Annotated in this window: 27 protein-coding genes; 15 read left to right on the top strand and 12 right to left on the bottom strand. The window is 61.6% G+C overall.

The window, feature by feature from the left end; all coding sequences use genetic code 11:
• The first annotated feature begins 114 nt into the window (after positions 1-114).
• Complete coding sequence (hfq, locus tag AC0L2U_RS27185; RefSeq protein ID WP_006202172.1) at positions 115-360, top strand: RNA chaperone Hfq; 246 nt, start codon at positions 115-117, stop codon at positions 358-360.
• The gene (hflX, locus tag AC0L2U_RS27190) at positions 361-1752 is read left to right on the top strand and encodes a GTPase HflX (protein WP_127272395.1); all 1392 of its coding nucleotides are present in this window, start codon (positions 361-363) and stop codon (positions 1750-1752) included. It begins immediately after the preceding gene.
• A gap of 6 nt (positions 1753-1758) precedes the next feature.
• Here hflX and mazG read toward each other — a convergent pair whose 3' ends face one another.
• From mazG to cyoA, 7 genes are all read right to left on the bottom strand, one after another.
• Complete coding sequence (gene mazG, locus AC0L2U_RS27195) at positions 1759-2583, bottom strand: nucleoside triphosphate pyrophosphohydrolase (RefSeq protein WP_292681726.1); 825 nt, start codon at positions 2581-2583, stop codon at positions 1759-1761.
• A 140-nt stretch (positions 2584-2723) separates the two neighbouring features.
• Entirely contained in the window at positions 2724-3908 is a 1185-nt protein-coding gene (locus tag AC0L2U_RS27200) for an amino acid aminotransferase (RefSeq protein ID WP_292695833.1), read from the bottom strand.
• Between the two features lie 139 nt (positions 3909-4047).
• Positions 4048-4749 carry an SURF1 family protein gene (locus AC0L2U_RS27205; protein ID WP_127397270.1) on the bottom strand — a complete coding sequence of 234 codons (702 nt, stop codon included), beginning with the start codon at positions 4747-4749 and terminating at the stop codon, positions 4048-4050.
• 96 nt (positions 4750-4845) lie between these two features.
• On the bottom strand, positions 4846-5226 hold the full coding sequence (gene cyoD, locus AC0L2U_RS27210) for a cytochrome o ubiquinol oxidase subunit IV (RefSeq protein WP_292681732.1): 381 nt from the start codon (positions 5224-5226) through the stop codon (positions 4846-4848).
• Entirely contained in the window at positions 5223-5849 is a 627-nt protein-coding gene (cyoC, locus tag AC0L2U_RS27215) for a cytochrome o ubiquinol oxidase subunit III (protein ID WP_127397268.1), read from the bottom strand. The genes cyoD and cyoC overlap by 4 nt, the downstream gene beginning before the upstream one ends.
• Before the next feature lie 5 nt (positions 5850-5854).
• Positions 5855-7867, bottom strand: coding sequence for a cytochrome o ubiquinol oxidase subunit I (gene cyoB, locus AC0L2U_RS27220; RefSeq protein ID WP_127810331.1), 2013 nt, complete (start codon positions 7865-7867; stop codon positions 5855-5857).
• A gap of 15 nt (positions 7868-7882) precedes the next feature.
• Positions 7883-9052, bottom strand: a complete 1170-nt coding sequence (cyoA, locus tag AC0L2U_RS27225; protein ID WP_473602897.1) for a ubiquinol oxidase subunit II — start codon at positions 9050-9052, stop codon at positions 7883-7885.
• A gap of 164 nt (positions 9053-9216) precedes the next feature.
• On the opposite strand from cyoA, the gene AC0L2U_RS27230 reads away from it, so the two are divergent.
• From AC0L2U_RS27230 to AC0L2U_RS27270, 9 genes are all read left to right on the top strand, one after another.
• The gene (locus AC0L2U_RS27230) at positions 9217-10530 is read left to right on the top strand and encodes an MFS transporter (RefSeq protein WP_127268838.1); all 1314 of its coding nucleotides are present in this window, start codon (positions 9217-9219) and stop codon (positions 10528-10530) included.
• Between the two features lie 38 nt (positions 10531-10568).
• Positions 10569-11849 (top strand): ATP-binding protein, encoded by a 1281-nt coding sequence (locus AC0L2U_RS27235; protein WP_473602898.1) that lies wholly within the window; start codon positions 10569-10571, stop codon positions 11847-11849.
• The gene (locus AC0L2U_RS27240; protein WP_127321068.1) at positions 11839-12372 is read left to right on the top strand and encodes a response regulator transcription factor; all 534 of its coding nucleotides are present in this window, start codon (positions 11839-11841) and stop codon (positions 12370-12372) included. Before AC0L2U_RS27235 ends, AC0L2U_RS27240 begins: the two co-directional genes overlap by 11 nt.
• A gap of 220 nt (positions 12373-12592) precedes the next feature.
• A complete protein-coding gene (locus AC0L2U_RS27245; protein ID WP_127321069.1) occupies positions 12593-13138 on the top strand; it encodes a sigma-70 family RNA polymerase sigma factor in 546 nt (181 codons plus the stop codon).
• Positions 13135-13908 (top strand): anti-sigma factor family protein, encoded by a 774-nt coding sequence (locus AC0L2U_RS27250; protein ID WP_127810334.1) that lies wholly within the window; start codon positions 13135-13137, stop codon positions 13906-13908. Before AC0L2U_RS27245 ends, AC0L2U_RS27250 begins: the two co-directional genes overlap by 4 nt.
• 23 nt (positions 13909-13931) lie before the next feature.
• Positions 13932-14648, top strand: coding sequence for a Bax inhibitor-1/YccA family protein (locus AC0L2U_RS27255; RefSeq protein WP_127810335.1), 717 nt, complete (start codon positions 13932-13934; stop codon positions 14646-14648).
• A gap of 175 nt (positions 14649-14823) precedes the next feature.
• Positions 14824-15696, top strand: a complete 873-nt coding sequence (locus AC0L2U_RS27260; RefSeq protein WP_128289432.1) for an aldose 1-epimerase family protein — start codon at positions 14824-14826, stop codon at positions 15694-15696.
• Between the two features lie 40 nt (positions 15697-15736).
• Positions 15737-16399: a glutathione S-transferase family protein gene (locus tag AC0L2U_RS27265; protein ID WP_473602899.1), complete on the top strand. Its 663-nt coding sequence runs from the start codon at positions 15737-15739 to the stop codon at positions 16397-16399.
• Positions 16400-16463: 64 nt separating this feature from the next.
• Entirely contained in the window at positions 16464-17120 is a 657-nt protein-coding gene (locus AC0L2U_RS27270) for an imm11 family protein (protein ID WP_127810338.1), read from the top strand.
• 2 nt (positions 17121-17122) lie between these two features.
• Here AC0L2U_RS27270 and AC0L2U_RS27275 read toward each other — a convergent pair whose 3' ends face one another.
• Positions 17123-18034, bottom strand: coding sequence for an agmatinase (locus AC0L2U_RS27275; protein WP_127396591.1), 912 nt, complete (start codon positions 18032-18034; stop codon positions 17123-17125).
• Positions 18035-18399: 365 nt separating this feature from the next.
• On the opposite strand from AC0L2U_RS27275, the gene AC0L2U_RS27280 reads away from it, so the two are divergent.
• Both AC0L2U_RS27280 and AC0L2U_RS27285 read left to right on the top strand, forming a co-directional pair.
• A complete protein-coding gene (locus AC0L2U_RS27280; RefSeq protein WP_023812007.1) occupies positions 18400-19209 on the top strand; it encodes a nucleotidyltransferase family protein in 810 nt (269 codons plus the stop codon).
• Positions 19202-19951 (top strand): metallophosphoesterase family protein, encoded by a 750-nt coding sequence (locus tag AC0L2U_RS27285; protein WP_127271062.1) that lies wholly within the window; start codon positions 19202-19204, stop codon positions 19949-19951. The genes AC0L2U_RS27280 and AC0L2U_RS27285 overlap by 8 nt, the downstream gene beginning before the upstream one ends.
• 38 nt (positions 19952-19989) lie before the next feature.
• On the opposite strand, the gene AC0L2U_RS27290 is transcribed toward AC0L2U_RS27285, so the two are convergent.
• From AC0L2U_RS27290 to AC0L2U_RS27300, 3 genes are all read right to left on the bottom strand, one after another.
• The gene (locus AC0L2U_RS27290) at positions 19990-20175 is read right to left on the bottom strand and encodes a hypothetical protein (protein WP_127271064.1); all 186 of its coding nucleotides are present in this window, start codon (positions 20173-20175) and stop codon (positions 19990-19992) included.
• Between the two features lie 421 nt (positions 20176-20596).
• Positions 20597-21787, bottom strand: coding sequence for an NADH-quinone oxidoreductase subunit D (locus AC0L2U_RS27295; protein ID WP_127810339.1), 1191 nt, complete (start codon positions 21785-21787; stop codon positions 20597-20599).
• 52 nt (positions 21788-21839) lie between these two features.
• Positions 21840-22235 carry a hypothetical protein gene (locus AC0L2U_RS27300; RefSeq protein WP_127810340.1) on the bottom strand — a complete coding sequence of 132 codons (396 nt, stop codon included), beginning with the start codon at positions 22233-22235 and terminating at the stop codon, positions 21840-21842.
• A gap of 254 nt (positions 22236-22489) precedes the next feature.
• Between AC0L2U_RS27300 and AC0L2U_RS27305 the strand changes: the two genes are divergently transcribed.
• Both AC0L2U_RS27305 and AC0L2U_RS27310 read left to right on the top strand, forming a co-directional pair.
• The gene (locus AC0L2U_RS27305; protein WP_127322665.1) at positions 22490-22717 is read left to right on the top strand and encodes a hypothetical protein; all 228 of its coding nucleotides are present in this window, start codon (positions 22490-22492) and stop codon (positions 22715-22717) included.
• Positions 22718-22867: 150 nt separating this feature from the next.
• Positions 22868-23026: a hypothetical protein gene (locus AC0L2U_RS27310; RefSeq protein ID WP_081738677.1), complete on the top strand. Its 159-nt coding sequence runs from the start codon at positions 22868-22870 to the stop codon at positions 23024-23026.
• Positions 23027-23082: 56 nt separating this feature from the next.
• On the opposite strand, the gene AC0L2U_RS27315 is transcribed toward AC0L2U_RS27310, so the two are convergent.
• Positions 23083-24984, bottom strand: a complete 1902-nt coding sequence (locus AC0L2U_RS27315) for a multicopper oxidase domain-containing protein (protein ID WP_127810341.1) — start codon at positions 24982-24984, stop codon at positions 23083-23085.
• Positions 24985-25171 lie beyond the last annotated feature (187 nt).

The raw sequence follows: 25171 nt of genomic DNA on the forward strand, positions 1-25171 counted from the left end.
TCTCGTTCTGCTTGTCGTTACTGACGACAAGACGGTGTTTGCGAGCTTGACATGCGCCCGTTAATTTGGCGCATTGGCTTGCAAACCGAAGGGGATCGGCGAAAGACAAGAACAATGGCGGAACGATCGCAAAACCTTCAGGACCTGTTCCTGAATTCAGTTCGCAAGAGCAAGAACCCGCTCACCATCTTCCTTATCAACGGCGTCAAGCTGACCGGCGTGGTCACTTCGTTCGACAATTTCTGTGTCCTGCTGCGCCGTGACGGTCACTCCCAGCTCGTCTACAAGCACGCCATTTCCACGATCATGCCGAGCCAGCCGGTTCAGATGTTCGATGGCGAGGAAAGCCAGGGCGCCTGATTGGCACGTGAGAAAGACGCGGACGCCACCGTTCGCGGGAAACCAACGCATCATCCCGGGACGGAAGCCAAGGGCCCGACCCGGGCTGTTGTCATTGTGCCCGTCCTTACCCGCCACCAGCGCAACGACGACGAGACCAACCGTCCTCGGCTGATGCGTTCGGCTGATGCTCGTCACGACGAGGCCGTCGGCCTTGCCCGCGCCATCAACCTGGATCTGATCCACACTGCGGTGGTGACCGTCAACGATCCGCGCCCGGCGACGCTGCTCGGCAGCGGCAAGGTTGCGGAGTTCGCGGAAATCGTCAAAGAGGGACATGCGGAAGTGGTCGTCGTCGACCATCCGCTGACCCCGGTGCAGCAGCGCAATCTCGAAAAAGAGCTGAACGCCAAGGTGCTGGACCGTACCGGGCTGATTCTTGAGATCTTCGGCGAGCGCGCGCGCACCAAGGAAGGCACGCTGCAGGTCGAACTCGCCCATCTCAACTACCAGAAGGGCCGCCTCGTGCGCAGCTGGACCCATCTGGAGCGCCAGCGCGGCGGCGCCGGCTTCCTCGGGGGGCCCGGCGAAACACAGATCGAATCCGACCGGCGGCAGTTGCAGGAAAAGATCATCAAGCTGAAGCAGGAGCTGGAAACGGTGCGGCGCACGCGCGACCTGCACCGCGCCAAGCGAAGGAAGGTGCCGTTCCCGGTGGTGGCGATCGTCGGCTATACCAACGCCGGCAAGTCGACGCTGTTCAACCGGCTGACCGGGGCGGATGTGCTGGCGCAGGACATGCTGTTCGCCACGCTCGACCCGACGCTGCGCCGCGTGCGCCTCCCACATGGCACGCCGATCATCCTCTCCGATACGGTCGGCTTCATTTCGGACCTGCCGACGCATCTGATCGCGGCTTTCCGCGCCACCCTGGAAGAGGTGGTCGAGGCCGATCTCGTGCTTCATCTGCGCGACATTTCCGATCCGGACACTGCTGCACAAGCGGAAGATGTCGAGCGCATCCTGGCCGACCTCGGTGTCGACGCCGGCGACGCCAAGCGCGTGATAGAAGTGTGGAACAAGATCGACCGGCTCGACGAAGGCAACCGGACCCGGCTGCTTGCAGACGGCGCCGACGCCAACAAGGCGCCGCCGATTGCGGTGTCGGCGGTGACCGGCGAGGGCATCGACGCGCTGAAGGCGATCATCGAAACGCGGATGGCGGGCGAACTCGAAGACCTCACCGTGACGATCGAGCCGGCACAGTTCGGCCTTGTCGACTGGCTTTACCGCAATGGCGATGTCGTTTCGCGAAGCGACAATGATGACGGCAGCGCCACCATCTCGCTCAAGGCCACGCAAAGCGCCCGCGAAGAGATCGAAAGCAGATTGCGTCGTAAAAACAACGGGTAATGTAACTTACTTCGCGGTCTTTGCTTCCTTCCAGAGCGCTTCCATCTCGGCCAGATCAGCCTTTTCCAGTGTGCTACCGGATTTTTCCAGGGCCTGTTCGACATAGTGGAAGCGCGAGCGGAATTTTTCGTTGGTGCCGCTCAGCGCTGCTTCGGAATCGAGCTTGAGATGACGGCCTAGGTTGACGACGGCAAACAGCATGTCGCCGAACTCATCCTTGATCGAGGCGGTGTCGCCCTTGGCCAGCGCCTCGCGCAATTCGCCGATCTCTTCCTCGATCTTGTCGAGGATGGGCGCCGCCTCGCTCCAGTCGAAACCGACGCGGGCGGCCTTCTCCTGAAGTTTCAGCGCCCGGGTCAGTGCGGGCAGGGCGACCGGCACGCTGTCCAGAAACCCCTTGCCGTTGTCTTCGGGATCGAGACCACGCGCGAGGCGGGCGCTTCGTTTCTCCGCCTTCTCTTCGGCCTTGATCTTTTCCCACATGCCCTTGGCCATGCCGGCGTTGCGGGCTTTCTCGTCGCCGAAGACATGCGGATGGCGGCGGATCATCTTCGTCGTGATGGCTTGCACCACATCCGGGAAGGCGAATTCACCGGCCTCCTCGGCCATCTGCGCGTGATAGACAACCTGCAGCAGAAGGTCGCCGAGCTCGTCGCGCAGATCGTCAAGGTCGCCGCGCGCGATGGCGTCCGCCACCTCATAGGCTTCCTCAATCGTGTAGGGCGCGATGGTCGAGAAATCCTGTTCGATGTCCCAGGGACAGCCGGTCTTCGGCGCCCGCAGCGCCGCCATGATCTCGATCAGGCGCGAAATGTCTTTCGATGGCGTCATCTAGAGCTATTCCAGGAAAAGTGTGAAACGGTTTTCTGTCCGGAATTGCGTCAAAACAGTCTATCGGATGCTATCCCGCGACCGGCCGCGCGGCTAACGCTGTCAGCCGGCGCGGAAGCCTTGTCCACAGACAAGCCGCGTCAATCAAGAACCGAAACGATCGCCTTGGCGAGTTCGTCCATGCCGTCCTCGGGCAGGCCGGCGACGTTGATGCGGCTGTCGCCGACCATGTAGACGCCGTGCTCGGCACGCAGTCGCTCGACCTGCGCTTCCGTGAGCCCAAGGCGGGAGAACATGCCGCGATGGCTGGCGACGAAATCGAAACGGTCGGAATTCGACTGCCGGCGCAGCGCCTCGGCGAACTGCACGCGTAGCCTGAGCATGCGTAGCCGCATCTCTTCAAGCTCCGCCTCCCAATCCGCGCGCAAGGTGGCGTCTTCGAGCACGATGCGCACGGCCGCCGCACCGTGGTCCGGCGGCATCGAATACATGGCGCGCGCCGCCGACAGCATCTGGCTCATCGCCACATCCGCCTGTGCGCCGTCCCTGGCCAGGATCATCGCCGCGCCGACGCGGTCGCGGTAGACAGCAAAATTCTTCGAGCAGCTCGAGGCGACGACCATTTCCGGAACTTTTGCCGCCAACAGGCGCAAGCCGAGGGCATCGGCCTCGAGGCCATCGCCAAAGCCCTGATAGGCGATGTCGACAAACGGCAGCAGCTCGCGCTCGACGACCAGATCGGAAACGGCAGCCCACTGGCCCGCATCCAGATTGGCGCCGGTCGGGTTGTGGCAGCAGCCATGCAGCAGCACGACGTCGCCGCTCTTTGCGGTCCGCAGGGCCGCCAGCATGTCGTCGAAGCGAACAGCGCCCGAGGCGGCATCGAAATAGGGATATTCACGGATCTGCAGGCCGGCGGCGCGCATTACCGGCATGTGGTTCGGCCAGGTCGGGTCCGACAGCCAGATGGTTGCATCCGAGCGTGTCCGCTTCAGCAGTTCCGCCACCAGCCGCAGTGCGCCGGAGCCGCCGGGCGCTTGCGCGGCACGGATGCGCGTCATGTCGGCGCCCGGACCGAAGGCGAGCTTGGCCATTACCGTGTTGAAGCCGGTATCGCCGGCAAGGCCGAGATAGGTCTTGGTGTCCTGACCCTGCAGCAGGCGCTTTTCCGCTTCGCGCACGGCGCGCATGACCGGCGTCTTGCCGTCGCGATCCTTGTAGACGCCGACACCGAGATCGACCTTGTCTGGACGCGGATCGGCTCGATAAAGGCCGATCAGGGCGAGGATCTTGTCGGCGGGGGCGGGCTGCAGGGCTTCAAACATCGCTAGGGCTCCAATGGCGGCGGAGTGATACGCAAATCGGTCGCGTTTCGCCAGCGGTTTTAGCTAGGTGCTCCAGCCTGAGACGGGGTGCCGGGAAGCCTGCCCTGCCTGCTCCTTTCAGCTTTGCCTCGGCCAGCGGTCAGCCCCCGCCGTGTTTCCCAGCCTGCCGCAACGGATAGGCGATCGCGCCCAGCACCATCAAGGCCAGCCCGAACCATGTCAGGGCATAGACCAGATGGTTGTTGTGGAACGAAACGACCGTCAGGCCGCCGACCGGCCACCCTCCCGGATTGGGCGTGGCATCGGCATCGATGAAATAAGGAGCGACCTGCCCGAGGCCTTGCGTCGAGGCGATCGCCTGCACATCGCGCGAATACCAGCGGTTGGCGGCCGGATCGTTGTTACGCAGGAAGCCGCCCTTCGGTTCGGTCAGGCGCAGCAGGCCGCGAATTCCGGTGTGATCGCCCGAGGGCTTGCCTGCGAGGCGGGTTGCCGGATCGCGCTTGTCCGTCGGCACGAAGCCCCTGTTCACCAGAATCGTGAAGCCATCATCCGCTCGGAACGGCGCCATTACCCAGAAACCACCGCCGCGATCGGTGACCGCCTGGACCAGGGTCTCGCGATCACCGAGAAACCGGCCCGTGACGGCAAGCTGGCGATACTCATCATCCCTGGCGTTGATCTCTGGCCAGGCCGAAGGCGCCGGGGCGGCCACAGGTACGGCCTTGAGACGCTGGTCGACACGCTCGATCAGGTCGAGCTTCCAGACGCGGCGCTCCAGCTGCCAGATACCGAGCGCCGAGAACCCTGCGACGCCGATGGCACCGCAAAGGCAAAGCACCAACAGCGTCCATGGTGAACGCGTAACCCTTTGGCCGTCGCCTGTATTCGAATGCGGTGTCGTCCGCGCCTGTTCATCCAAAGCCAGGTCCCTCTCTCAGGGTATCTGACTCATGTCATGGCCGGGCATCATGTTGGCGTTCAGATGGTACATGACCCAGAGCGAGCCCGTCAGCGCGATCACCACCAGGATGAGGGTGAAGATCAGGGCCATCATGGTCCAGCCGCTCTCCGACCTGGTGTTCATATGCAGAAAGAACACCATGTGGACGATGATTTGCACGACGGCGAAGGCCATGATGGCAATCGCCGAAGCCATCTGATTGCCGAGTGGGTTGGTCATGACCAGCCAGAAGGGAATGGCGGTCAGCACGACGGACAGGCCGAAGCCTGTCAGATAGCCGCGCAGCGAGCCGTGATCGACGCCGTGACGCGCGTGGCTCTGGTCGCTGGTGTCTGTGTGGTGGCCGACGCTCATCGCAACATTCCCATCAGATAAACGAAGGTGAAGACGCCGATCCAGATGACGTCGAGGAAGTGCCAGAACATGCTCAGGCACATCAGGCGCCGCTGGTTCGCGGCGATCAGCCCGTGCCTGGAGACCTGCACCATCAGCACCACCAGCCAGACCAGGCCGAAGGTGACGTGCAGGCCGTGCGTTCCGACCAGCGTGAAGAACGACGACAGGAAGCCGCTGCGCTGCGGCGTCGCCCCCTCGTGGATGAAATGGGCGAATTCGTAGAGTTCGATGCAGAGAAAGGCGAGGCCGAACAGGCCAGTGATCACCAGCCACACCTGCATGGGCTTCACCCGTCCCTTCGCCATCTCCAGCATCGCGAAGCCGTAGGTGATGGAGGACAGGAGCAGCATGGTGGTGTTGAGCGCGACCAGCGGAAGATCGAACAGATCCTTCGGCGCGGGTCCGGCCGCGTAATTGCCACCGAGCACGCCGTAGACCGCGAACAGCATCGCGAAGATGAGGCAGTCGCTCATCAGGTAGATCCAGAAGCCGAGCATGGTGCTGCTGCCGCTCTCGGCATGGCCGTGGTCGTCTTCCAGGTGGAAGACCGTGTCGTCGATCACCGTGTCGGCGTGTGCCATGGTGCTTATCCCGCCTGGCTGGTGGCTGCGAGCAGGCGTGTCCGCTCGTCCTCGACGCGGGTGACGTCACTGGACGGAATGTGGAAGTCCCGGTCGTAGTTGAAGGTATGCGCGATGGCGTAGCCGATCAGGGCGACGAAGCTGACGATCGCCAGCCACCAAATGTACCAGATGAGCGCCACGGCAAGCACCACGCTCAACCCGGCCAGGACGACGCCGGCTCCGGTGTTGCGCGGCATGTGGATGTCGCGGAAGCCCGTCAACGGACGCTGGTAGCCGCGATTCTTCATGTCCGCCCAGGCGTCGAGATCGTGGACGACCGGCGTGAAGGCGAAATTGTAGGCCGGGGGCGGCGACGAGGTTGCCCATTCGAGGGTGCGCCCGTCCCAGGGATCACCGGTATCGTCGCGAAGCTGCTCGCGCCGCCGCACGCTGACGAAGATCTGGATGAGGAAGGACAGGATACCAAGCAGGATCAGGAAGGCGCCGAAGGCGGCGATAATGAACCAGATCTGCAGCGAGGGATCCTCAAAGGTGCGCAGCCGGCGCGTTACGCCCATCAAGCCGAGGATGTAGAGCGGCATGAAGGCGAACCAGAAGCCGACCACCCAGAACCAGAACGACATCTTTCCCCAGAACGGATCGAGCCGGAAGCCGAATGCCTTGGGGAACCAGTAGCTGATGCCGGCAAACAGGCCGAACAGCACGCCGCCGATGATGACGTTGTGGAAATGCGCGACCAGGAACAGGCTGTTGTGGAGCACGAAGTCGGCTGGCGGAACCGCGAGCAGCACGCCGGTCATGCCGCCGACAGTGAAGGTCAGCATGAAGGCGACCGTCCACATCATCGGCAGTTCGAAGCGGATGCGGCCGCGGTACATGGTGAACAGCCAGTTGAATATCTTGGCGCCTGTCGGGATCGAAATGATCATCGTTGTGATGCCGAAGAACGAGTTGACGCTCGCTCCCGATCCCATGGTGAAGAAGTGATGCAGCCAGACCAGATAGGACAGGATGGTGATGACGACTGTCGCGTAGACCATCGACGTGTAGCCGAAGAGCCGCTTGCCGCAGAAGGCCGAGGTCACTTCCGAAAATATGCCGAAGGCCGGCAGGATCAGGATGTAGACCTCGGGGTGGCCCCAGATCCAGATCAGGTTCACGTACATCATCGGATTGCCGCCGAAGTCGTTCGTGAAGAAGTTGGTGCCGACATAGCGGTCGAGAGCCAGCAGGGCCAGCACCGCCGTCAGCACCGGGAAGGCGGCGACGATGAGCACATTGGTGCAAAGCGCGGTCCAGGTGAAGATCGGCATTCTCATCATGGTCATGCCAGGCGCGCGCATCTTGACGATGGTGCAGACCAGGTTCACGCCCGACAGCAGCGTGCCGACGCCCGCCACTTGCAGGGCCCAGATATAATAATCGACACCGACATCGGGACTGTAGCCGATCCCCGACAACGGCGGATAGGCAAGCCAGCCGGTGCGGGCGAATTCGCCGACGAACAGCGACATCATGACGATGACCGCGCCGCCGACCGTCATCCAGAAGCTGAAATTGTTGAGGAACGGAAACGACACGTCGCGGGCGCCGATCTGCAGCGGGACGACGAAATTCATCAGGCCCGTCACCAGCGGCATCGCCACGAAGAAGATCATGATCACGCCGTGCGCGGTGAAGATCTGGTCGTAGTGATGCGAATTGAGATAGCCTTCCGAACCGCCGAAGGCCATCGCCTGCTGGAGCCGCATCATGATGGCGTCACTGAAGCCGCGCAGCAGCATGACGATGCCGAGCACCATGTACATCACGCCGATGCGCTTGTGGTCGACGCTGGTGAACCATTCGCGCCACAGATAGCCCCAGAGCTTGAAATAGGTCAGCGCGCCGACGAGTGCCACGCCGCCCAGCGCGACGACCATGAAGGTCGCGACCACGATGGGTTCGTGCAGCGGCAGCGACTCGAGCGTAAGCCGGCCGAAGATCGCCTTGAGAAAAGCAGGATTGTCGAACATGTCTTGCGTGGCGCCTCAGGAGTTGAAGGGCGACCGAAGCGTGCCGGTTGCGGAAGGTGACGGCAGTCGGATCGACAGGGGCAGTGGCCGTTGCAGACCAGCGCCGACGATCGGCGTCGAGGTCATCGGCGTGACGGATTGATCGGCCTTCGAAGCCGCCAGTGCTTCTTCGGTTGTGCATATGCTGGCGACATAGGATGGGGCAGGGCCGAATATCGAGCCGCGCCGGGCGAACTTGTCATACAGCAGCGGCAGGGTGTTGCGGATGCCGGCCATTCCCAGACCGCCCTTGGCATCGATCTGCGACATCTCGCTCATGCACATCTTGCCGGGCTCGACGCACATGTTGAGGATCGCCTTGTAGAGATCGGCATCCACCGCCGCATAGTGGCGCACGGGTTGGTTCTCGCTGGGCTGTTCGAGTTCCAGATAGCCGTTTCGGTCGAGCTTGCCGCCGCCGTCCTTTGCCTTCGCGATCCATGCCTGGAAACCGGCATCGTCCAGGCCGTGGAACGCGAAGCGCATTCCCGAGAAGCCGGCGCCGCTGTAATTGGCGGAGAACCCTTCATAGTCGCCGGACTTGTTTATGACGGCGTGCAGCCTGGTTTCCATACCCGGCATTGCATAGATCTGGCCGGCCAGTGCTGGAATGTAGAAGGAGTTCATCACCGATGCGGAGGTGATGCGAAAGCTGATCGGCCGGTCGACCGGCGCAGCCAGTTCGTTGACCATGGCCACGCCGTACTGCGGATAGATGAACAGCCATTTCCAGTCGAGCGCGACGACTTCGACCTCAAGCGGGCGCACGTCCGGCGGCAGCGGCTTGCCGGCCGCGACACGTCCGATCGGACGATAGGGGTCGAGCAGATGGGTGCCCATCCAGGTCACTGCGCCCAGGCAGATGATGATCAGAAGCGGCACAGCCCAAATGACGAGTTCGAGGTGGGTCGAGTGGTCCCAATCCGGCTCGTAGCGCGCCTCGCGGTTGGACTGGCGGTATCGCCAGGCAAAGAATATGGTGAGAGCCATGACCGGTATGATGACGATCAGCATCAGTGCCGTGGACACCATCAGCAGGTCGCGCTGCTGCGCGGCGACGTCGCCGGCAGGGTTCATGACGACCATGCTGCAGGAGCCGAGCAATGCCAGCAGGGGCAGCAGGAAAAGGGTACGGAGACGGCTCAATGTATGACCTGTCGGTTGTTCCCCCCAGTGCTAACCGTACCGCGGCAATGAAGGCATTGGACAATTTGTCCAATGCCGCAATGACGCGGCAGGCGTCATCAAAGCACCTGGCCCGCGCACATGGCAAGCGATCGTAAGACCGCGGCGGGGCGACGGAGAATGCTGTGAGCCCAACTTCGAAGATCGAAGCCGACGCAAGACGGATCAACGCGCGGCATCATGAGGTGAAGCCCGGCGAAATCGCTGTCGGCGTCATCATCGGCAGGACGTCGGAATTCTTCGACTTCTTCGTCTACGCGATCGCTTCCGTCATCGTTTTTCCGAAGCTCGTATTTCCTTATGCCGACCCGTTGACCGGCACGCTCTACTCCTTCGCCATCTTCGCGCTTGCCTTCATCGCGCGGCCGATCGGGACGGCGATCTTCACCGCGCTCGACCGCGCCTACGGACGCAGCGCCAAGCTCACCATCGCGCTGTTCCTGCTGGGGACCTCGACCGTGTCGATAGCCTTCGTGCCCGGTTACGACCAGATCGGCCAGGCTTCGGCCTGGCTGCTGGCCATGTTCCGGATCGGTCAGGGACTGGCGCTGGGCGGGACATGGGACGGACTTGCCTCGCTGCTGGCGTTGAATGCGCCCGAAAAGCGCCGCGGCTGGTATGCGATGATCCCGCAGCTGGGCGCACCACTCGGGCTCATCGTTGCCAGCGCCCTGTTTGCATATTTCGTCGGCAACCTGTCGGCCGAAGACTTCTTCAGCTGGGGCTGGCGCTACCCGTTCTTTGTCGCCTTCGCCATCAATGTCGTCGCCCTGTTCGCACGGCTGCGCATCGTGGTGACGCCGGAATACACCAAACTGTTCGAAGGCCAGGAACTGGAGCCGACTTCCGTCCGCGAAACGTTGCGCGCCGAAGGGCGCACTGTCGTGCTCGGCGCCTTCGCGCCGCTGGCGAGCTTCGCCCTGTTCCACATGGTGACGGTGTTTCCTCTGTCCTGGATTTTCCTGTTCACGCGCGAGGGACCGGCCCGGTTCCTCGTCATCGAGACGATCGGAGCCTTCTTCGGCCTGGCGGCAATCGCGATCTCGGGCTTCGTCGCAGACCGGGTTGGGCGCTGGCCCTTGCTAGGAGGCTCGGCGGTGGCCATCGCCGTTTTCAGCGGTTTCGCGCCACAGCTGCTCGATGGCGGCTTCGTCGGAGAGTCCGTCTTCATGGTATTGGGCTTCGTCCTGCTCGGCCTGTCGTTCGGCCAGTCTTCAGGAGCACTCGCCTCGAACTTTTCAAAGACCTACCGCTATACAGGGGCAGCGCTGACCTCGGATCTCGCCTGGCTGTTCGGGGCGGGCTTCGCCCCCATAGTCGCCCTGTTCCTGTCCGCCCATTTCGGGCTGATCTCATCAGGCGCCTATCTGTTGTCGGGAGCGCTATGCACGTTGCTTGCGCTGAGGCTCAACCAGCGCCTGGATCGGACGCCCGCTTGAGTGACCTGCTTGGCCAGGGCTGGGGACCTCCCGGCCCAATGACTCTGCACGACAAGACCAACAAACAGAATTTTCTGCTTCTGATTCAACTGCGCTGGATCGCGGTCGGTGGTCAGATCGTGACGATCCTGTTCGTCCGCTACGTGCTCGGCATCGGATTGCCGCTGGTCCCGATGGCGGTGGTGATCCTGCTGCTGATCGCTCTCAATGTCGCCAGCCTGCGCCGGCACAGCAGCCAGGACGCGATCACCAACACCGAGCTGTTTCTTGGGCTGCTGCTCGACGTCACCGCGTTGACGGTCCAGCTTTACCTGAGCGGCGGCGCGTCCAATCCCTTCATTTCGCTTTACCTGCTCCAGGTCATCCTAGGCGCGGTGCTGCTGGAGACATGGTCGGTCTGGGCCCTTGTCCTCATTGCAAGCACGTGCTTCATTGCGCTGACCACCTTCTACCGTGAGATCAGTCTGCCCGCCGCACACGGTGCCGGGCTGTTCAGCCTGCACATCCAGGGCATGTTCATCTGTTTCGTCCTGGCGGCAACGCTTCTGGTGCTGTTCATCACCAGGGTCCAGAACAACATTCGCACCCGCGACGCCCATCTTGCGGATTTGCGCCAGCAGTCGGCGGAGGAGGCTCACATCGTCAGGATGGGCCTGCTCGCCTCCGGTGCCGCGCATGAGCTCGGCACGCCGCTGGCCACGCTTTCCGTCATCCTCAACGACTGGCAGCGCATGCCGGCTCTCGAGGCAGATCCGGATTTGGCGCAGGAAATCCGGGAGATGCAGGGCCAGTTGGACCGTTGCAAGAAGATCGTTTCGGGAATCCTGATGTCGTCGGGCGAATTGCGCGGCGAAGGCACGGTTCGCACCTCCGTCGACGCCTTCCTGGCGGAGCTGGTGACCGAATGGAAATCGACACGGCTGCCGCAAGGTTTCGAATACACCAGGCGTTTCGGCGCCAACCAGGAGATCGTCTCCGATCCCGCGCTCAAACAGGTGATGTTCAATGTACTGGACAACGCACTTGAAGCGTCGCCTCTATGGGTCGGGTTGATCGTCAGCCGCCACGCGGACGATCTCATCGTCGAAGTCGTCGACTCGGGACCGGGATTTGAAGAAGCCATGCTTGCAGAATTCGGCAAGCCCTACACGTCGACCAAAAACCGGCCAGGTAGTGGGCTCGGCCTGTTTCTGGTCGTCAATGTCATCCGCAAGCTGGGGGGTACCGTCACCGTAAGAAATAGAACCGAGGGGGGAGCTTCGGTTACGTTGCATCTGCCACTGGCTGCTCTGTCTGCGCGAGGGCACAATGCCGACTAAACGCACGCTGTTGATCGTCGAGGACGACATCGCCTTTGCCAACGCACTGCGCCGGTCTTTCGAACGGCGTGATTACGAAACACATAGCTGCCGGAGCGTCGACGGCGTGCATGCGCTGATCGGCACCGTTGCCTTCCAATATGCCGTCGTCGATCTCAAGCTTGCCAGCGGCTCGGGCCTGGAATGCGTCAGGGCGCTGCACGAGCACGATCCTGAAATGCGGATCGTCGTGTTGACCGGCTTTGCAAGCATCGCCACCGCTGTCGAGGCGATCAAGCTCGGCGCCTGCCAGTATCTCGCCAAACCCGCCAATACAGACGACATTGAAGCGGCTTTCGGCCAGGTCGAAGGCAATGCTTCGGTGCCGCTCGCCGAGCGACCAACCTCGATAAAGAACCTCGAATGGGAGCGCATCCACGAGACGTTAGTGGAGGCCGACTTCAACATTTCGGAGACGGCACGACGGCTGGGCATGCACCGCCGGACTCTGGCGCGGAAGCTGGAGAAGAGGCGTGTGAAGTAGGCACGATCTACTGCATTCCAGTCGCCACATTGGGCTCACTGCCGCCATGCCTGCCATCGATGCACCGATGGAAATCACCCGCACAACGATTCCGGGAGCTTGTATTCTCGGCTTCATCATGCGGTTCCAGGGATAGCCCCTCGATGCTGCGAGGCGAGGGTAGAGGCGAACGATGTCCTCAAAGGGAAAAAATTGGCAGGGCAGGGATTAAAATCCCTACATGCTCCGTAAACAGGACATGAAACCGCCGGTGCCACGCTTTGACATCATAGGACAGCTCGGTTCGCTGCGTCGCTATGCGCGCTCGCTGACGCGCGACAGCACCGACGCCGAGGATCTTGTCCATGACGCGCTGGTGCGCGCCTATGAGCGGCGCAGCACGTTCCGCTCCGGCGGAAACCTGCGCGCGTGGCTGCTGTCGATCGTCCACAACACCTTCATCGACAAGATGCGGTCCCGCAAGTCCGAAGCGTCGCGCGTCGAACAGGCTGGATACCTGGCCGACGGCAGCACGCCGGCACCACAGGAACATTCGGTGCGCCTGGCGCAGGTGCGCGAGGCTTTCTTCAGCCTGCCGGAAGAACAGCGTTCAGCGCTGCACCTCGTCGCCATCGAAGGCCTCTCCTATCAACAGGCCGCCGATGCCAGCGGCGTGCCGCTCGGCACGCTGATGTCACGCATCGGCAGGGCGCGCGCGGCACTGCGCGAGATGGAGGAGCCCGCGAAGGCAAAAAACCACCTCAGGATCGTTGGAGGCCCGTCATGACCGCAACTGTCGATCCCGTGACCGATGTCGACCTCGACGCCTATGTCGACGACCAGGTCGACGTCACCCGCCGCATCGAGGTCGAAGCATTCTTGTCCGCTCGCCCGGAGGCGGCGGCGCGCGTGATGTCGGATCTCAGGACCCGGGATGAACTGCGCGTGGCGCTTGCCGGCTCCAAGGGCATGGCGCGCCCCGCGACCGCCGATGCCGCGCGGCGGCTGGAGAGGGGGCTTGCCCGCGGCCGGCTCTTCGGCGTGTTGCAGCGCGCGGCGGCGGTCGCCGGCTTCGTCGCCGCCGGCTGGCTGGCAAACGGCATCATCGGGCCGATGTCGGTGACCAAGGTCGTCGCCTCGCCGCAGCCGCCCGCCTATGTCGACGAGGCGGTGCAGGCCCACAGGACGACGCTGGTGCGCGAGAGCATGCCATCGCAGGCGGAAACGCCCAATTACAACGCCGGCGAAATCCGCGCCGCCACTGCCATCGTCATGCCGTCGCTGCCGACGGATTGGAGGGTGCGCGACGTGCAGATCTATCCGTCGCGCTTTGGGCCGAGCGTCGAGATGGCGGTCGAGACGAAAGACATGGGGCTGGTGTCGCTGTTTGCGATCCGGCCCGGAACCTTCGACGTCGTCAAGCCGGCGATAGCGCCCTCGGGCGACATTTCGTCGGCCTATTTCCAGATCGGCGATGTCGCCTATGCGGTGGTCGGACGAAGCGAGGTCCACGACCTCGACCGCGCCGCCGAGACGCTTGCCAAGACGCTTTACTGATCGATCCACAAAGGAGAACGCAAATGAACACCCCCAATCTGGGATATCGCGTCGGCGCCGGCGCCCAAACCGGAGCCATCTTCGACGAGGGCCTGCGCCAGCATATGCTGCGCGTCTACAACTACATGGGCGTCGGCCTGGTGGTCACCGGCCTCGTCGCCTTCATGATCTCATCGACGCCGGCGCTCTACGTGCCGATCTTCTCCAGCCCGCTGAAATGGGTGGTGATGCTGGCGCCGCTCGCCTTCGTCATGCTGTTCTCGTTCAAGATGCAGACCATGTCGGCGGCGAGTGCCCAGGCGATGTTCTGGGCCTTCTGCGCGGTCATGGGCCTGTCGCTCGCCTCCGTGTTCCTGGTCTTCACCGGAACCAGCATCGCGCGCACCTTCTTCATCGCCGCCACCATGTTCGGAGCCACCAGTCTCTACGGCTACACGACAAAGCGCGACCTGACCCAGTTCTCGTCATTCCTGATCATGGGCCTGATCGGCGTGGTGGTCGCCAGCATCGTCAACATCTTCCTCGGCTCGACCGCGCTGCAGTTCGCCATCTCGGTGATCGGCATCGCCGTGTTCATCGGCCTGACCGCCTGGGATACGCAGACGATCAAAGAACAGTATGCCGAGAATTTCGACGCGGAATCGCGCCAGAAACTTGCCGTCTTCGGCGCCTTCTCGCTCTATCTGAACTTCATCAACATCTTCCAGCTGCTGCTGAATTTTACCGGCGAACGCGAATAACGACTATCCGCTGTGGGCAAGAGCGAGGGTTATTGCTCTTGATGCGGAGAGGTGGCCGGAGGGAGATCCTCCGGCCACAATTCGTTCCTGCAGAACCAGGCTACACCTTGAGTCCCCAAGAGCTTTTGCTAGTCTGCCCGCCGCGCCGGCCTTCAACAACGACCCGCGAGGAAATGTGGCACAGGACAGCCAAACGCTTCATGGCGATGGTATCTCGGCGACCATCGTCGCGCAGGGCGCCGAACTGATTGCGCTGCAAGACGCGCACGGATTTGAATTCCTGTGGCAGGCGGGGCCAGAATGGCGGCGGCACTCGCCGGTGCTGTTCCCGATCGTGGGGCGGCTGGCGGGCGATCACCTGCGCCATCGCGGCCGGACCTATCCAATGACGCAGCACGGGTTTGCGCGCGACAAGCCGTTTGCCTGGGCGCAGAAGGGACCGCGATCCTGCACGCTGGTGCTCACCGACGACGCCGACACCCGGGCGCGCTATCCGTTCGCCTTTCGGCTTGAAGTGACCTACACGCTGGTCCGCCAGCAGCTTGATGTGACTTTCGACATCACCAACACCGGCGATGAGTTCCTGCCGGCGTCGATCGGGGCGCACCCGGCATTCAATTGGCCCTTGCAGCCGGATTTGGCCAAGACGGACTACCGGCTGATCTTTGCCGATGATGAGCCGGCGCCGATCCGCCGCCTTAAGGACGGACTGCTGCTGAAAACGCCACAGCCGACGCCTGTCGAAGGCAACATACTCCCGCTCTCTGAGCGGTTGTTCGACGAGGACGCGGTGATCATGGACCAGCCCGCCAGCTCCATCGTGCGTTATGCCGCCGAGCGTGGCCCGGCTCTGGAGATGTCCTGGCAAGGGGTTCGGGAGTTGGGCGTCTGGTCAAAGCCGAGCGGCGCGCCATTCCTTTGCATCGAACCTTGGCACGGCCTTGCAAGCCCGGTGGATTTCGATGGTGATTTTGTCGACAAACCGGGCCTGATTCTGATCGCGCCGGGCGCAAAGCGCGCGATGAGCTATCAGATACGGCTGCTATGACGTTCCTGATCGGCAGATCCAGCCATGTCGGGAGTGCCCAGTGAAGCTGTATTTCAGCCGCAATCCCAATCCTCGATTGGCGGTCGCGGCGGCACTCCATCTCGACGCGAAAGTCGAATTTGAATTCGCCTCGCCATTCGCTCCGGGGCAAGCGGAGAAATTTCGCCGGTTAAATCCCAATCTCTCGCTGCCCATCCTCGCGGAAGAAGAGGGAAAAAGCCTCTGGGAGGCAGACGCCATAGCCTGCCGGCTCTCGCGCGATGCGCATTCGGATTTCTGGCGCAGCGGCGATGACGAACCCGAGATGATCCGCTGGCTGAGCTGGGGCAAGGAGCACTTCGCACTCGCTTGCGACACGGTGCATTTCGAACGTGGGACCAAACAGCGGTACGGCATCGGCCCGATCGATCAGAAGCGGGTGGAGGAGGGCCTAAACCAATTCCATACGGCCGCGGCAATACTCGACGCCGTGCTTGCCGAGCGGCAGTGGCTGGTCGGGAATTCGGTTTCCTATGCCGATTTTCGAATGGCGACCTTTCTGCCGTTCAACGATGCCGCCAGATTGCCGCTCGACGATTATTCCTCTGTCAGCCGCTGGTACCGTCGGCTTGAAGACATCGGCCCCTGGCGTGACCCTTTCAAGGGGATGGATGCACCCGAATTGCCGCCGGTGCCGCAAACGGCTGTCGCGGACCAGCGGTGAGAACGCGCGCGAAGAGCCGCGCAGCAGGCCGAGCCTACCAAGGCAATGATGTGCGGGGGATCGGATGAATATCTATGTCCTGAGCGTGGTCGAAGGACAGGAATGGGTCCTTCCTCGACAGGCGGACGACTACCAGCTGTTTTCGACGCTCTGCGGCCGGAAGCAGAGACAATGGCATCCGCCCGGGATGGAGATCCTGTGCGAACACGACGACGGTACGCTCCGGCAATATTCAGATTTTCCATGGCTTGGCGAGCATGTGCTCATCCCGCGGGCGAGGGCGTTGAAGTTGCTTCGGCCAACCCTCGAACCGTACGGTGAATTCCTGCCGCTTCGTGCTGACGAGCCAATATCGCTCTTCAATGTCACCACCGTGATCGATGCGCTGGATGAGGAACGTTCAAAGATCGTTCGCTTTGACGATGGCGGCATAATGGTGATCGAAAGCCTCGTCCTTCGAGCGGACGCAATCGGCGGTACCGAGATATTCAAGCTGCCCGAGCGTGCCGATGGGGTGCGAATATCCGATATCTATCTGCAGGAGACGATCGTACGCCGGATCGGGGAACTTGGGCTCAAGGGCATTGCTTTCAACTTGGTCTGGAGCGACGAGCCGGCCGGACAAGGCAGGATCGAGTACTCAGGTGTGGAAAAGGGCATTTCAACCGCGAGCTCCCTCACGCGCTTTTGGGCCGGTCTGCGGCGAAGAGCAGGGTTTTGACATCAAACCTGCCGGACGACGGTGCCGACCACATTGACGAGAAGGCGCGCGGCGGTCAGCGCTGACAGGCCGTCGATATCGGCCGGAGGATAGAACTCGACAAGGTCGAACCCTGCGATCCGGGCCCGTCTGCCGAGGCTGGCGATCAGGTCGATCACCTGCGTGTAGGTGAGGCCGCCGGGTGTACGCGCCGCCACGCCCGGCATGATGCTTGGATCGAGGCTGTCACAGTCGAGGGTGACGACAACCCGCGCGCCTTCCGGAATATGCCGGAGCGCGGCTTCGACGCTCTGAGCGTGAACCTCGCGGGCGGTCACGAAGTGGCTGCCATAGCGCCGTGCCGCTTCGATCTCGGTGATGCGTGCGCTGCCGACGCTGCGCAGGCCGACTTGCACCATGCCTGCTACATGCGGCATCTCGCTCGCCCTGCGCATCGGGCTCGAATAGCCGTGGCGTTCGCCATACACCTCGTCGCGCCAGTCGATATGGGCGTCGATCTGCAGGACCCAGACCGGCCCGTGCTCCGCAAAGCCGGCGAGGAAGGGAATGGTCATGGAACAGTCGCCGCCGATCAGGATCGGCACGGCCGGCAATGCCAGGATCTCGCACGTTTTTGCCTCGATCCTGACCCTGTTGCCGGCATTGTCATGCATGGTGGTCAAGATATCGCCGGCGTCGATGCAAGACACCGGCTTGCCGTCGAACAGCGGACCGCCGAGATCGAAATCCCAGTGCCCGACGAACGTGGCGTCGTCCTGGCTCGCAGCGCGGATGGCATCCGCCGCCAAGGCGTGGCCGCGGCTGTCCTTGCCGGGATAAGTGCTGCCGTGACCGGCCCCGAAGATCACCGCGCGGGGCATGTGACCATCTGCGAGACGGTCTGGAAAGCCGAGAAAGGGAGGCGAGGGGGTCATGCCTTGATGGATCCTGATGATGCTTAGCGCACGCCGATCGGGTGCGGTTAAGTCAAGCGCCCCGGCTTCAGCTTTGTGCCGATCGGGTAAGCCCAATAAACTCTAAAACAATCGAGATCGATCACCCACCTGGTGTTTCAAATTTGGGCCAACGGGGCATTGGCGGTGGCATGCGCCGATTTCGAGGCGACATTGCGCTGCCGGCGAGGACGTTGGGGCGGCTTGCGTCGGCAGGCGCGATCCCGAAATTTCCAGTACGTGACGAGAATGAACCTTGGCTGGTCGCCTGATAGCGGAACCAGGCGAGGTTCACGTTGTTACCACAGCGGGCGACTGCCGGTTGCCGGATTCGGAGTCATCGTTTCATGACCAATGGTCCATTGCCTGAAAACGTTCTGGTCTCGCTTCCCAAGATCGATGCAAAAGCGGCGCCGACGCTCAAAAATGCCGAGGCGGAGGTATTTTACACGGAAGCAATCCGTGAGCTTACCGCCACCGACATACCCTTTCTGGTCGCCGGGACCTACGCGGTAAGCGCTTATACGGGTGTCACCCGCCAGACCAAGGACCTCGATATCTTCTGCAAGGCAGGCGACTACGCGCGGATCCTGGCCCATTTCAAGCAGCTTGGATATGCCGTCGAAATCGAGGATGACCGGTGGCTCGGCAAGGTGTTCAAGGGCACGCATTTCTTCGACGTCATATTCGGCTCGGCTAACGGCACGGTGCCTGTTGGCGACCTGTGGCTGGAACACGCCCGCCAAACAGAGCTGTTGGGCAGCAGGGTGCGGATCATCGGCCCGACCGAACTCATCTGGTCCAAATGCTTTATCCAGGACAGAGGGCGACACGATGGCGCCGATATCGCTCATACGATTCTCAAGGCGGGCGATCAGATCGATTGGCACCGGCTGCTTTCTTATCTGGAGGTTCACTGGGAGGTTCTGTTGATGCAGCTTATCAATTTCAGGTGGATCTATCCGAGCGAGCGCGATCATATCCCGGCGTGGCTGCTCGATGAATTGCTCGACCGCCTCGCCAAGCAACGGCAGTTGCCGTCTCCAAGGATGAAGATCTGCCGTGGGCGGCTGCTTTCGCAAACCGATTACGAAATCGACGTCAAGGAATGGGGCTTCGCCGGCGTCGGTGGTGTGGGAGAATTCCGTGATGGCTGATCCCGTCAAGAGCAGCGCGCCCAAGGAGGGCGCACGCGCGCTCAAAGTTGCCGCGGTCGGGGATCTCCATGTGCGGGAAGATGCGCAAACCTCGTATCGCGACCTCTTCGGCGAGATATCGAGCGAAGCCGACATTCTCGTTCTCACGGGAGATCTGACCAATCTCGGCAAGCCTCGTGAAGCGGAGATGCTGGCCGAGGATCTGCGCAACTGCTCGATCCCGGTCGTGGCGGTGCTCGGCAATCATGACTACGAGTCTGGTGCGGTGGAAGACGTCACGAAGATCCTGCGCCAGGCGCATGTTCATCTCCTCGACGGGCAGGCAGTTGAAATCGAGGAGGTGGGTTTTGTCGGCGTGAAGGGATTCATAGGCGGCTTCGGCTCACGCATGCTCGGCTCATTCGGTGAACCGGCGATCAAGACGATGGTCGCGGAAAGCGTGAACGAGGCAATGCGACTTGAAAATGCGATGCGCCAGGTGCGGGCGAAGCGCACACTGGTGATCCTCCACTACGCGCCAATTGCCGACACAGTCGCGGGAGAACCGCCGGAGATATTTCCATTTCTGGGCTCTTCACGCCTGGCGGAGACGATCGATCGATTCCAGGTTAGTGCTGTCGTGCACGGTCATGCACATCGCGGTTCTTACGAAGGTCAAACACCTGGCGGAGCCAAGGTCTACAACGTCGCCATGCATGTCGCCAAGCCAAGCGGCCGCCCCTACGCCTTGCTCGAAATCTGACGCCAGCGGCATGCGCCGTGGTGTCCATTGGCCTTGACTCAATTGGTGGCGTTGATCGATTTCGCCAACTCTTCCAGCTTCCGGGGGTCGTTGCCGTGACGGCGCACCAGTTCGCGAGCCTGCCTGGACGGCAAATCGGTCGTGGCCGCCAGTTGTCGCACCTGCTGATCGTCGATGGCGACCTGCGGCAATGTATGGTCGATATTTCCTTCCTTGTCCTTCATCGCGCTTCTCCTTGATCCCTGTCGACGACAACGGCTCGAAAATCCGACCGGTTCCGAACGATCTGCAACTTTTGCGCCTTCACCTGGGCGGACCAACATACTCGTGTCCCGAGGGCGTAACGATCTCGCTGGATTCTGCCAGGAACCATGCCACGGCGCACGAGTTGTTCCGACTGAACGGAGATAGTTCGATGCCACAGCCAAGACAGCCAGACCCAAATCGCGATGTTCCCGTGCCCCCTCCAACATGGAAGCCCGAGCCGATCGAGGAACCCGAACCGGAAAGGCTCCCGGACGAGACCCCGCTGCCCAATCCCGACGAGAATGAAGAGCCTCCCATCCACGCGTAGGACGAAGGGGAGTTTCTTTATCGCGGGGCAAAGCACACCTTCATCGCGGGGCAAAGCACACCTTCGGACGGCTAACGATCAATCTCGCCAAACACGATGTCGAGCGATCCGATGATGGCGGCAACGTCGGCGATCATGTGCCCTCGAGACAGGAAATCCATCGCCTGCAGATGGGCGAAGGATGGCGCGCGTATCTTGCACCGGTAAGGGACATTGCCCCCGTCGGAAACCAGATAAACACCGAATTCTCCCTTTGGCGCTTCAACCGCGGCGTAGACTTCTCCGGCCGGCACGCGATGCCCCTCGGTATAAAGTTTGAAATGCTGGATGGTCGCCTCCATCGAGCGTTTCATCGTGGCGCGCCGCGGCGGCGTGATCTTCTGGTTTGCAAGCGCGACCGGCCCCTGGCCTTCGGGTGACCGCAGTTTTTCCAGGCATTGCTTCATGATCCGCACCGACTGGCGCATCTCCTCCATGCGGACCAGGTAGCGGTCATAGCAGTCTCCGTTCTTTCCGACGGGAATGTCGAAATCCATGTCCGGGTAACATTCGTATGGCTGTGCCTTGCGCAAATCCCATGCGGCGCCCGATCCGCGCACCATCACGCCGGAAAATCCCCAGGCCCAGGCATCCTCCAGCCCGATCACGCCCACATCGACATTGCGCTGCTTGAAGATACGGCTGCCGGTGAGCAATTCGTCGAGGTTGTCACAGACTTTGAGGAACGGATCGCAGAAAGCCCAGATGTCGTCGAGAAGCTTCGGAGGCATATCCTGGTGCACGCCGCCGATTCTGAAATAATTCGCATGCATGCGGGCGCCGGAGGCGCGCTCGTAAAAAACCATCAGCTTTTCCCGCTCCGCAAATCCCCAAAGCGGCGGCGTCAGCGCGCCGATATCCATGGCCTGCGTCGTGACGTTGAGGAGATGCGACAGAAGCCGGCCGATTTCGCAAAAGAGAACACGGACGAGTTGTCCACGCTTTGGAACGGTGATTTCGAGCAGTCTTTCGGCAGCGAGGCAGAACGCATGCTCCTGGTTCATCGGCGCGACATAGTCGAGCCGGTCGAAATAGGGCAGCGCTTGCAAATAGTTCTTGTGCTCTATGAGTTTTTCGGTGCCGCGATGCAGTAAGCCAATATGCGGATCGGCACGCTCGACGATCTCGCCGTCCAGTTCGAGCACCAGCCGAAGAACACCGTGGGCCGAGGGATGCTGGGGCCCGAAATTGATGGTGAAGTTGCGAACGGCGGCTTCGACCATTGCTGCTCTCCGCGACTGTCGGGGCAAGGCGTGATGCGAATGGTTCGGCGCCTCAAGTCGTCGTCTGAATGATCAGCGTCAGGGTGCCATCGCCATCTATGTTTGCAGCGACAACCTGCGAGGAATTGAGCCCATTCGCCCTCAAGGCCGATGTCGCTTGAGGCGAAGCATCGACTGAGTTTTGCAGGCGTAGCAAATCTTCGGCGCTGGTCTGATTGATCACGGCATCCGCCTGCGCCTTGATTTCGTCAGGCAGATCCTCGACGGCGACAATGGCAACGCCGGTGAAATTCAAATCAGCAGAGCCTGGATCTGGCAGCGCCTGCTCCGGTTGCACTTCGCCCAGCGGTGGCGTCACCTGGGGAAGCTGCGGTCCAACAGTTTGGGCGTAGACGGGCTGAATGATGACCGCCCCGGAAAGTGCGACAGCTATCGTCAACATGCGCATGGTCGCTCCTTGCATCCTTCGAGGGAGATTTTGAAGAAACCCCCATGCCGAGCGATTGTTCCCGCGGGGCTGGTCACACTGGGCAATTTCGCGTCGACCCCCCTGGGGAAACGCCGAACGAACAAATGGCCCAGACGACGTCATATGGCTGTCTCCCAACCGGCTGAGCGGTTGCGTACGGAATCGTACCATCGATTGATCTGCACCTTGGAGAGGATCAAAATAAAGCAGAGGTGACCATGGGAGGGAGCCGCATGAGCATCGCCAGATGGGCAATAAGACCTGTCGGTACCGCCAAGGCGTTTCTGGCAGAGGAGCTTCGAAGTGCGCGATACGGCGACATCGTTTCGGTCAAAGCGGCGATAGAGGCCGCTCGCAGCGACGCGCCTTATTTGCAGGATACAGACGATGAGTTGATGGAGACGATCGTCGAGCTGGCACGGGAACTGGGGCTGGCCGTCCTTTTTGACTCTCGCGATTGACCGATGAGCCATGGCTGGAGGACTCACCGGTGGTTGAAGCGATTTGGTACGAAATCGACAATTGGCTCATGGCCGAAAATGCGCAATCATTTGGAAATGGGACGACGGCTGGACGACAAACTCGATTGCAAGGCTTGTGGGACTATCCAAATGGACATTCCCGACAACGCCAAGGAATCGACGCCAATTCATTGCAGCAATTGCGGCGCCTTTCTCGGCGAGTGGGGCGAATTGCAGGACGATTTCTACCGCCAGGCTCGCGGTACCGAGGCATTCGACTTGCGCAACGGAACCATTATCAAGAAGTAGCGCGCAACGACGCGGCCTCCGGATGACATCGGCAAATTCGCAAGGGGTTGGCAGATCTAGCCGACCTCGATGACCACCATCAGCCCGCCGCCGCCCTTCTCCTCGACATTGTTGTTCGTCGTGTGATGCGGGATGTGGCAGTGAATGAGCCACTTGCCGGGACGCAGCGCCTTCCACACGACGTCATAGCGCTGTCCCGGTCCGACATTGATGGTATCAGCTAGGAAGCGCGCCGAGGGAGAAAGCGTCTCACCGTCACGGGCGACGACCTCGAAGGGTCCGCCATGGATATGCATTGGATGGACGAAGCCGTTGTTGGTGCCGATGAAACGCACCTTCAGCGTCTCGCCCACCTTCATAGGAATGGTGTCGGTTGCGGGATAGGCTTTGCCGTTGATGGTGAAGAAGTTCGGCATGCCGCCTTCCATGGGCATCGACGGATAAGTCAGCCCATCGCGCACCAGCCATTCCTGAAGTTCGATGACATAGTCGTGGTCAGCCGGAACCTCGTCGGCAGGATTGGCGGGATCGATAATCAGCGCCCCATAAAGCCCCAGCGCCTGGGTGCGGTCCGGCTTGGCATGCGGATGATAGAAGTAGGTCCCGTGCTGGGTCGCGGTGAACGCATAGGAATAGGATTGTCCAGGCTCGATCGGCGGCTGGGTGATCTCGGCAGGTCCATCCATCTGGTTCGGCAGGATCATGCCGTGCCAATGCACCGTGGTTTCCTCGGGCAGGTCATTGGTGACGTCGATGCGAACCTTATCGCCCTGGCGAATGTGGATGCGCGGACCGGGAATCTGGCCATTGTAGGCATAGGCGTCGACCGCGACGTTGGGCAGGATCTGCCAGCGGACCACCGATGGTCTGAGCTCGAACACCTTGACGCCGTTCTCTAGACGGAATGGCAGTTCCTGGTCGCCCTTGGCGGCAAGACCATAGGACGAGGTAACGCGACGCGGATCGGTTGCAGCCATGTCACGCATGGATTCCGCCGGCGTGTCGCGACCCATGATCATGCCTTGCGGCATGATCGCGCCGCCGACGTCACGCGCCGAAAGCGTCAGGTTCAGCCAGTTCGCCGGCGCGGCCATGCCGATCGCCAACGCCAACACCGACACAATACCGAGGGCCGCAATCTGCGGCGTCGTAGCGTCCGTCTCCATCTGATGGCCGCTGCGTTTGGACTTGCGGGAGGTGTTGCGGCTTCGTCGATCGTCGCCGGCGTTGGGGTGATGCGTAGCGTGCTGTTGGTGGGCGGTCGGCTCTCCACTGCTCGTTTCGTTCGCCTGCGGGCGCTGCGTCATCAATCCGTGCTTCAGCCCGCGCGCGACCAGCCAGACATTGGCCGGATAGGCGAGCGTGAAGCCGGCGATGACGCCGATCGACATCACGCCCCAGAACAAAAGCTCGGTCGGCTCCATGGCGCGCATGTCGCGTCCCATCATCAGAAAGCTCATGACGGGCGCCATGCCGGCCATCATGAAATTCATCGAGATGAACTCGGGCAGGAAGCTCTTGCGCACGTTCTCCCAGTAGGTGCCGCCCATCATCGATTTCATGAACAGCGATTGGAAGATGAACAGGCCGAAGGCAAAGCCCGCCAGATATTCGACGATGAGGTCGAGCCACATCGGCAGGCCAAGCGTTGCCGTGATGACTGCGGCGAGAATGATGCCGGTCGCATCGCCGGCAACGCAGTGGATGGTCGAGCCGACCCCCTGTTTCCACAGCGGCCTGGTGAAGTCTTCATGCTCGCCTGGACGTGGCTCCTTGTCTGCAAGCACATAAAGCAGCAGCCCCAATGGGCCCATATAGAGGGTCACCAGGATGAAGCCCCATTTCATCACCACCGGTTCGGGATTGTTGCGGTATTGATCGAAGCCGACATAAAGCGTCGAGGCGGCGGCAAGAGCGAACCAGACGGCAAGGAAATAGTCGATTGGCTGGATGAACATGGATGCATCCCGTCGCGGATCAGTGGCTTGTCACAAGCGCCCCCGTCGATGAACGCAGCCGGCGTGTTTATGATCCCGCCGGCCCAATCCGGTTGTGTCGAATTCTCCAGCCTGGCGCTCTTGTCGAAGCATTAACGCGCGGTAATTCCCTTGAAGGCGTGGGCGCTTCGCTGCCTCAACAGGAGCT

The sequence above is a fragment of the Mesorhizobium sp. WSM4808 genome, assembly GCF_055811675.1.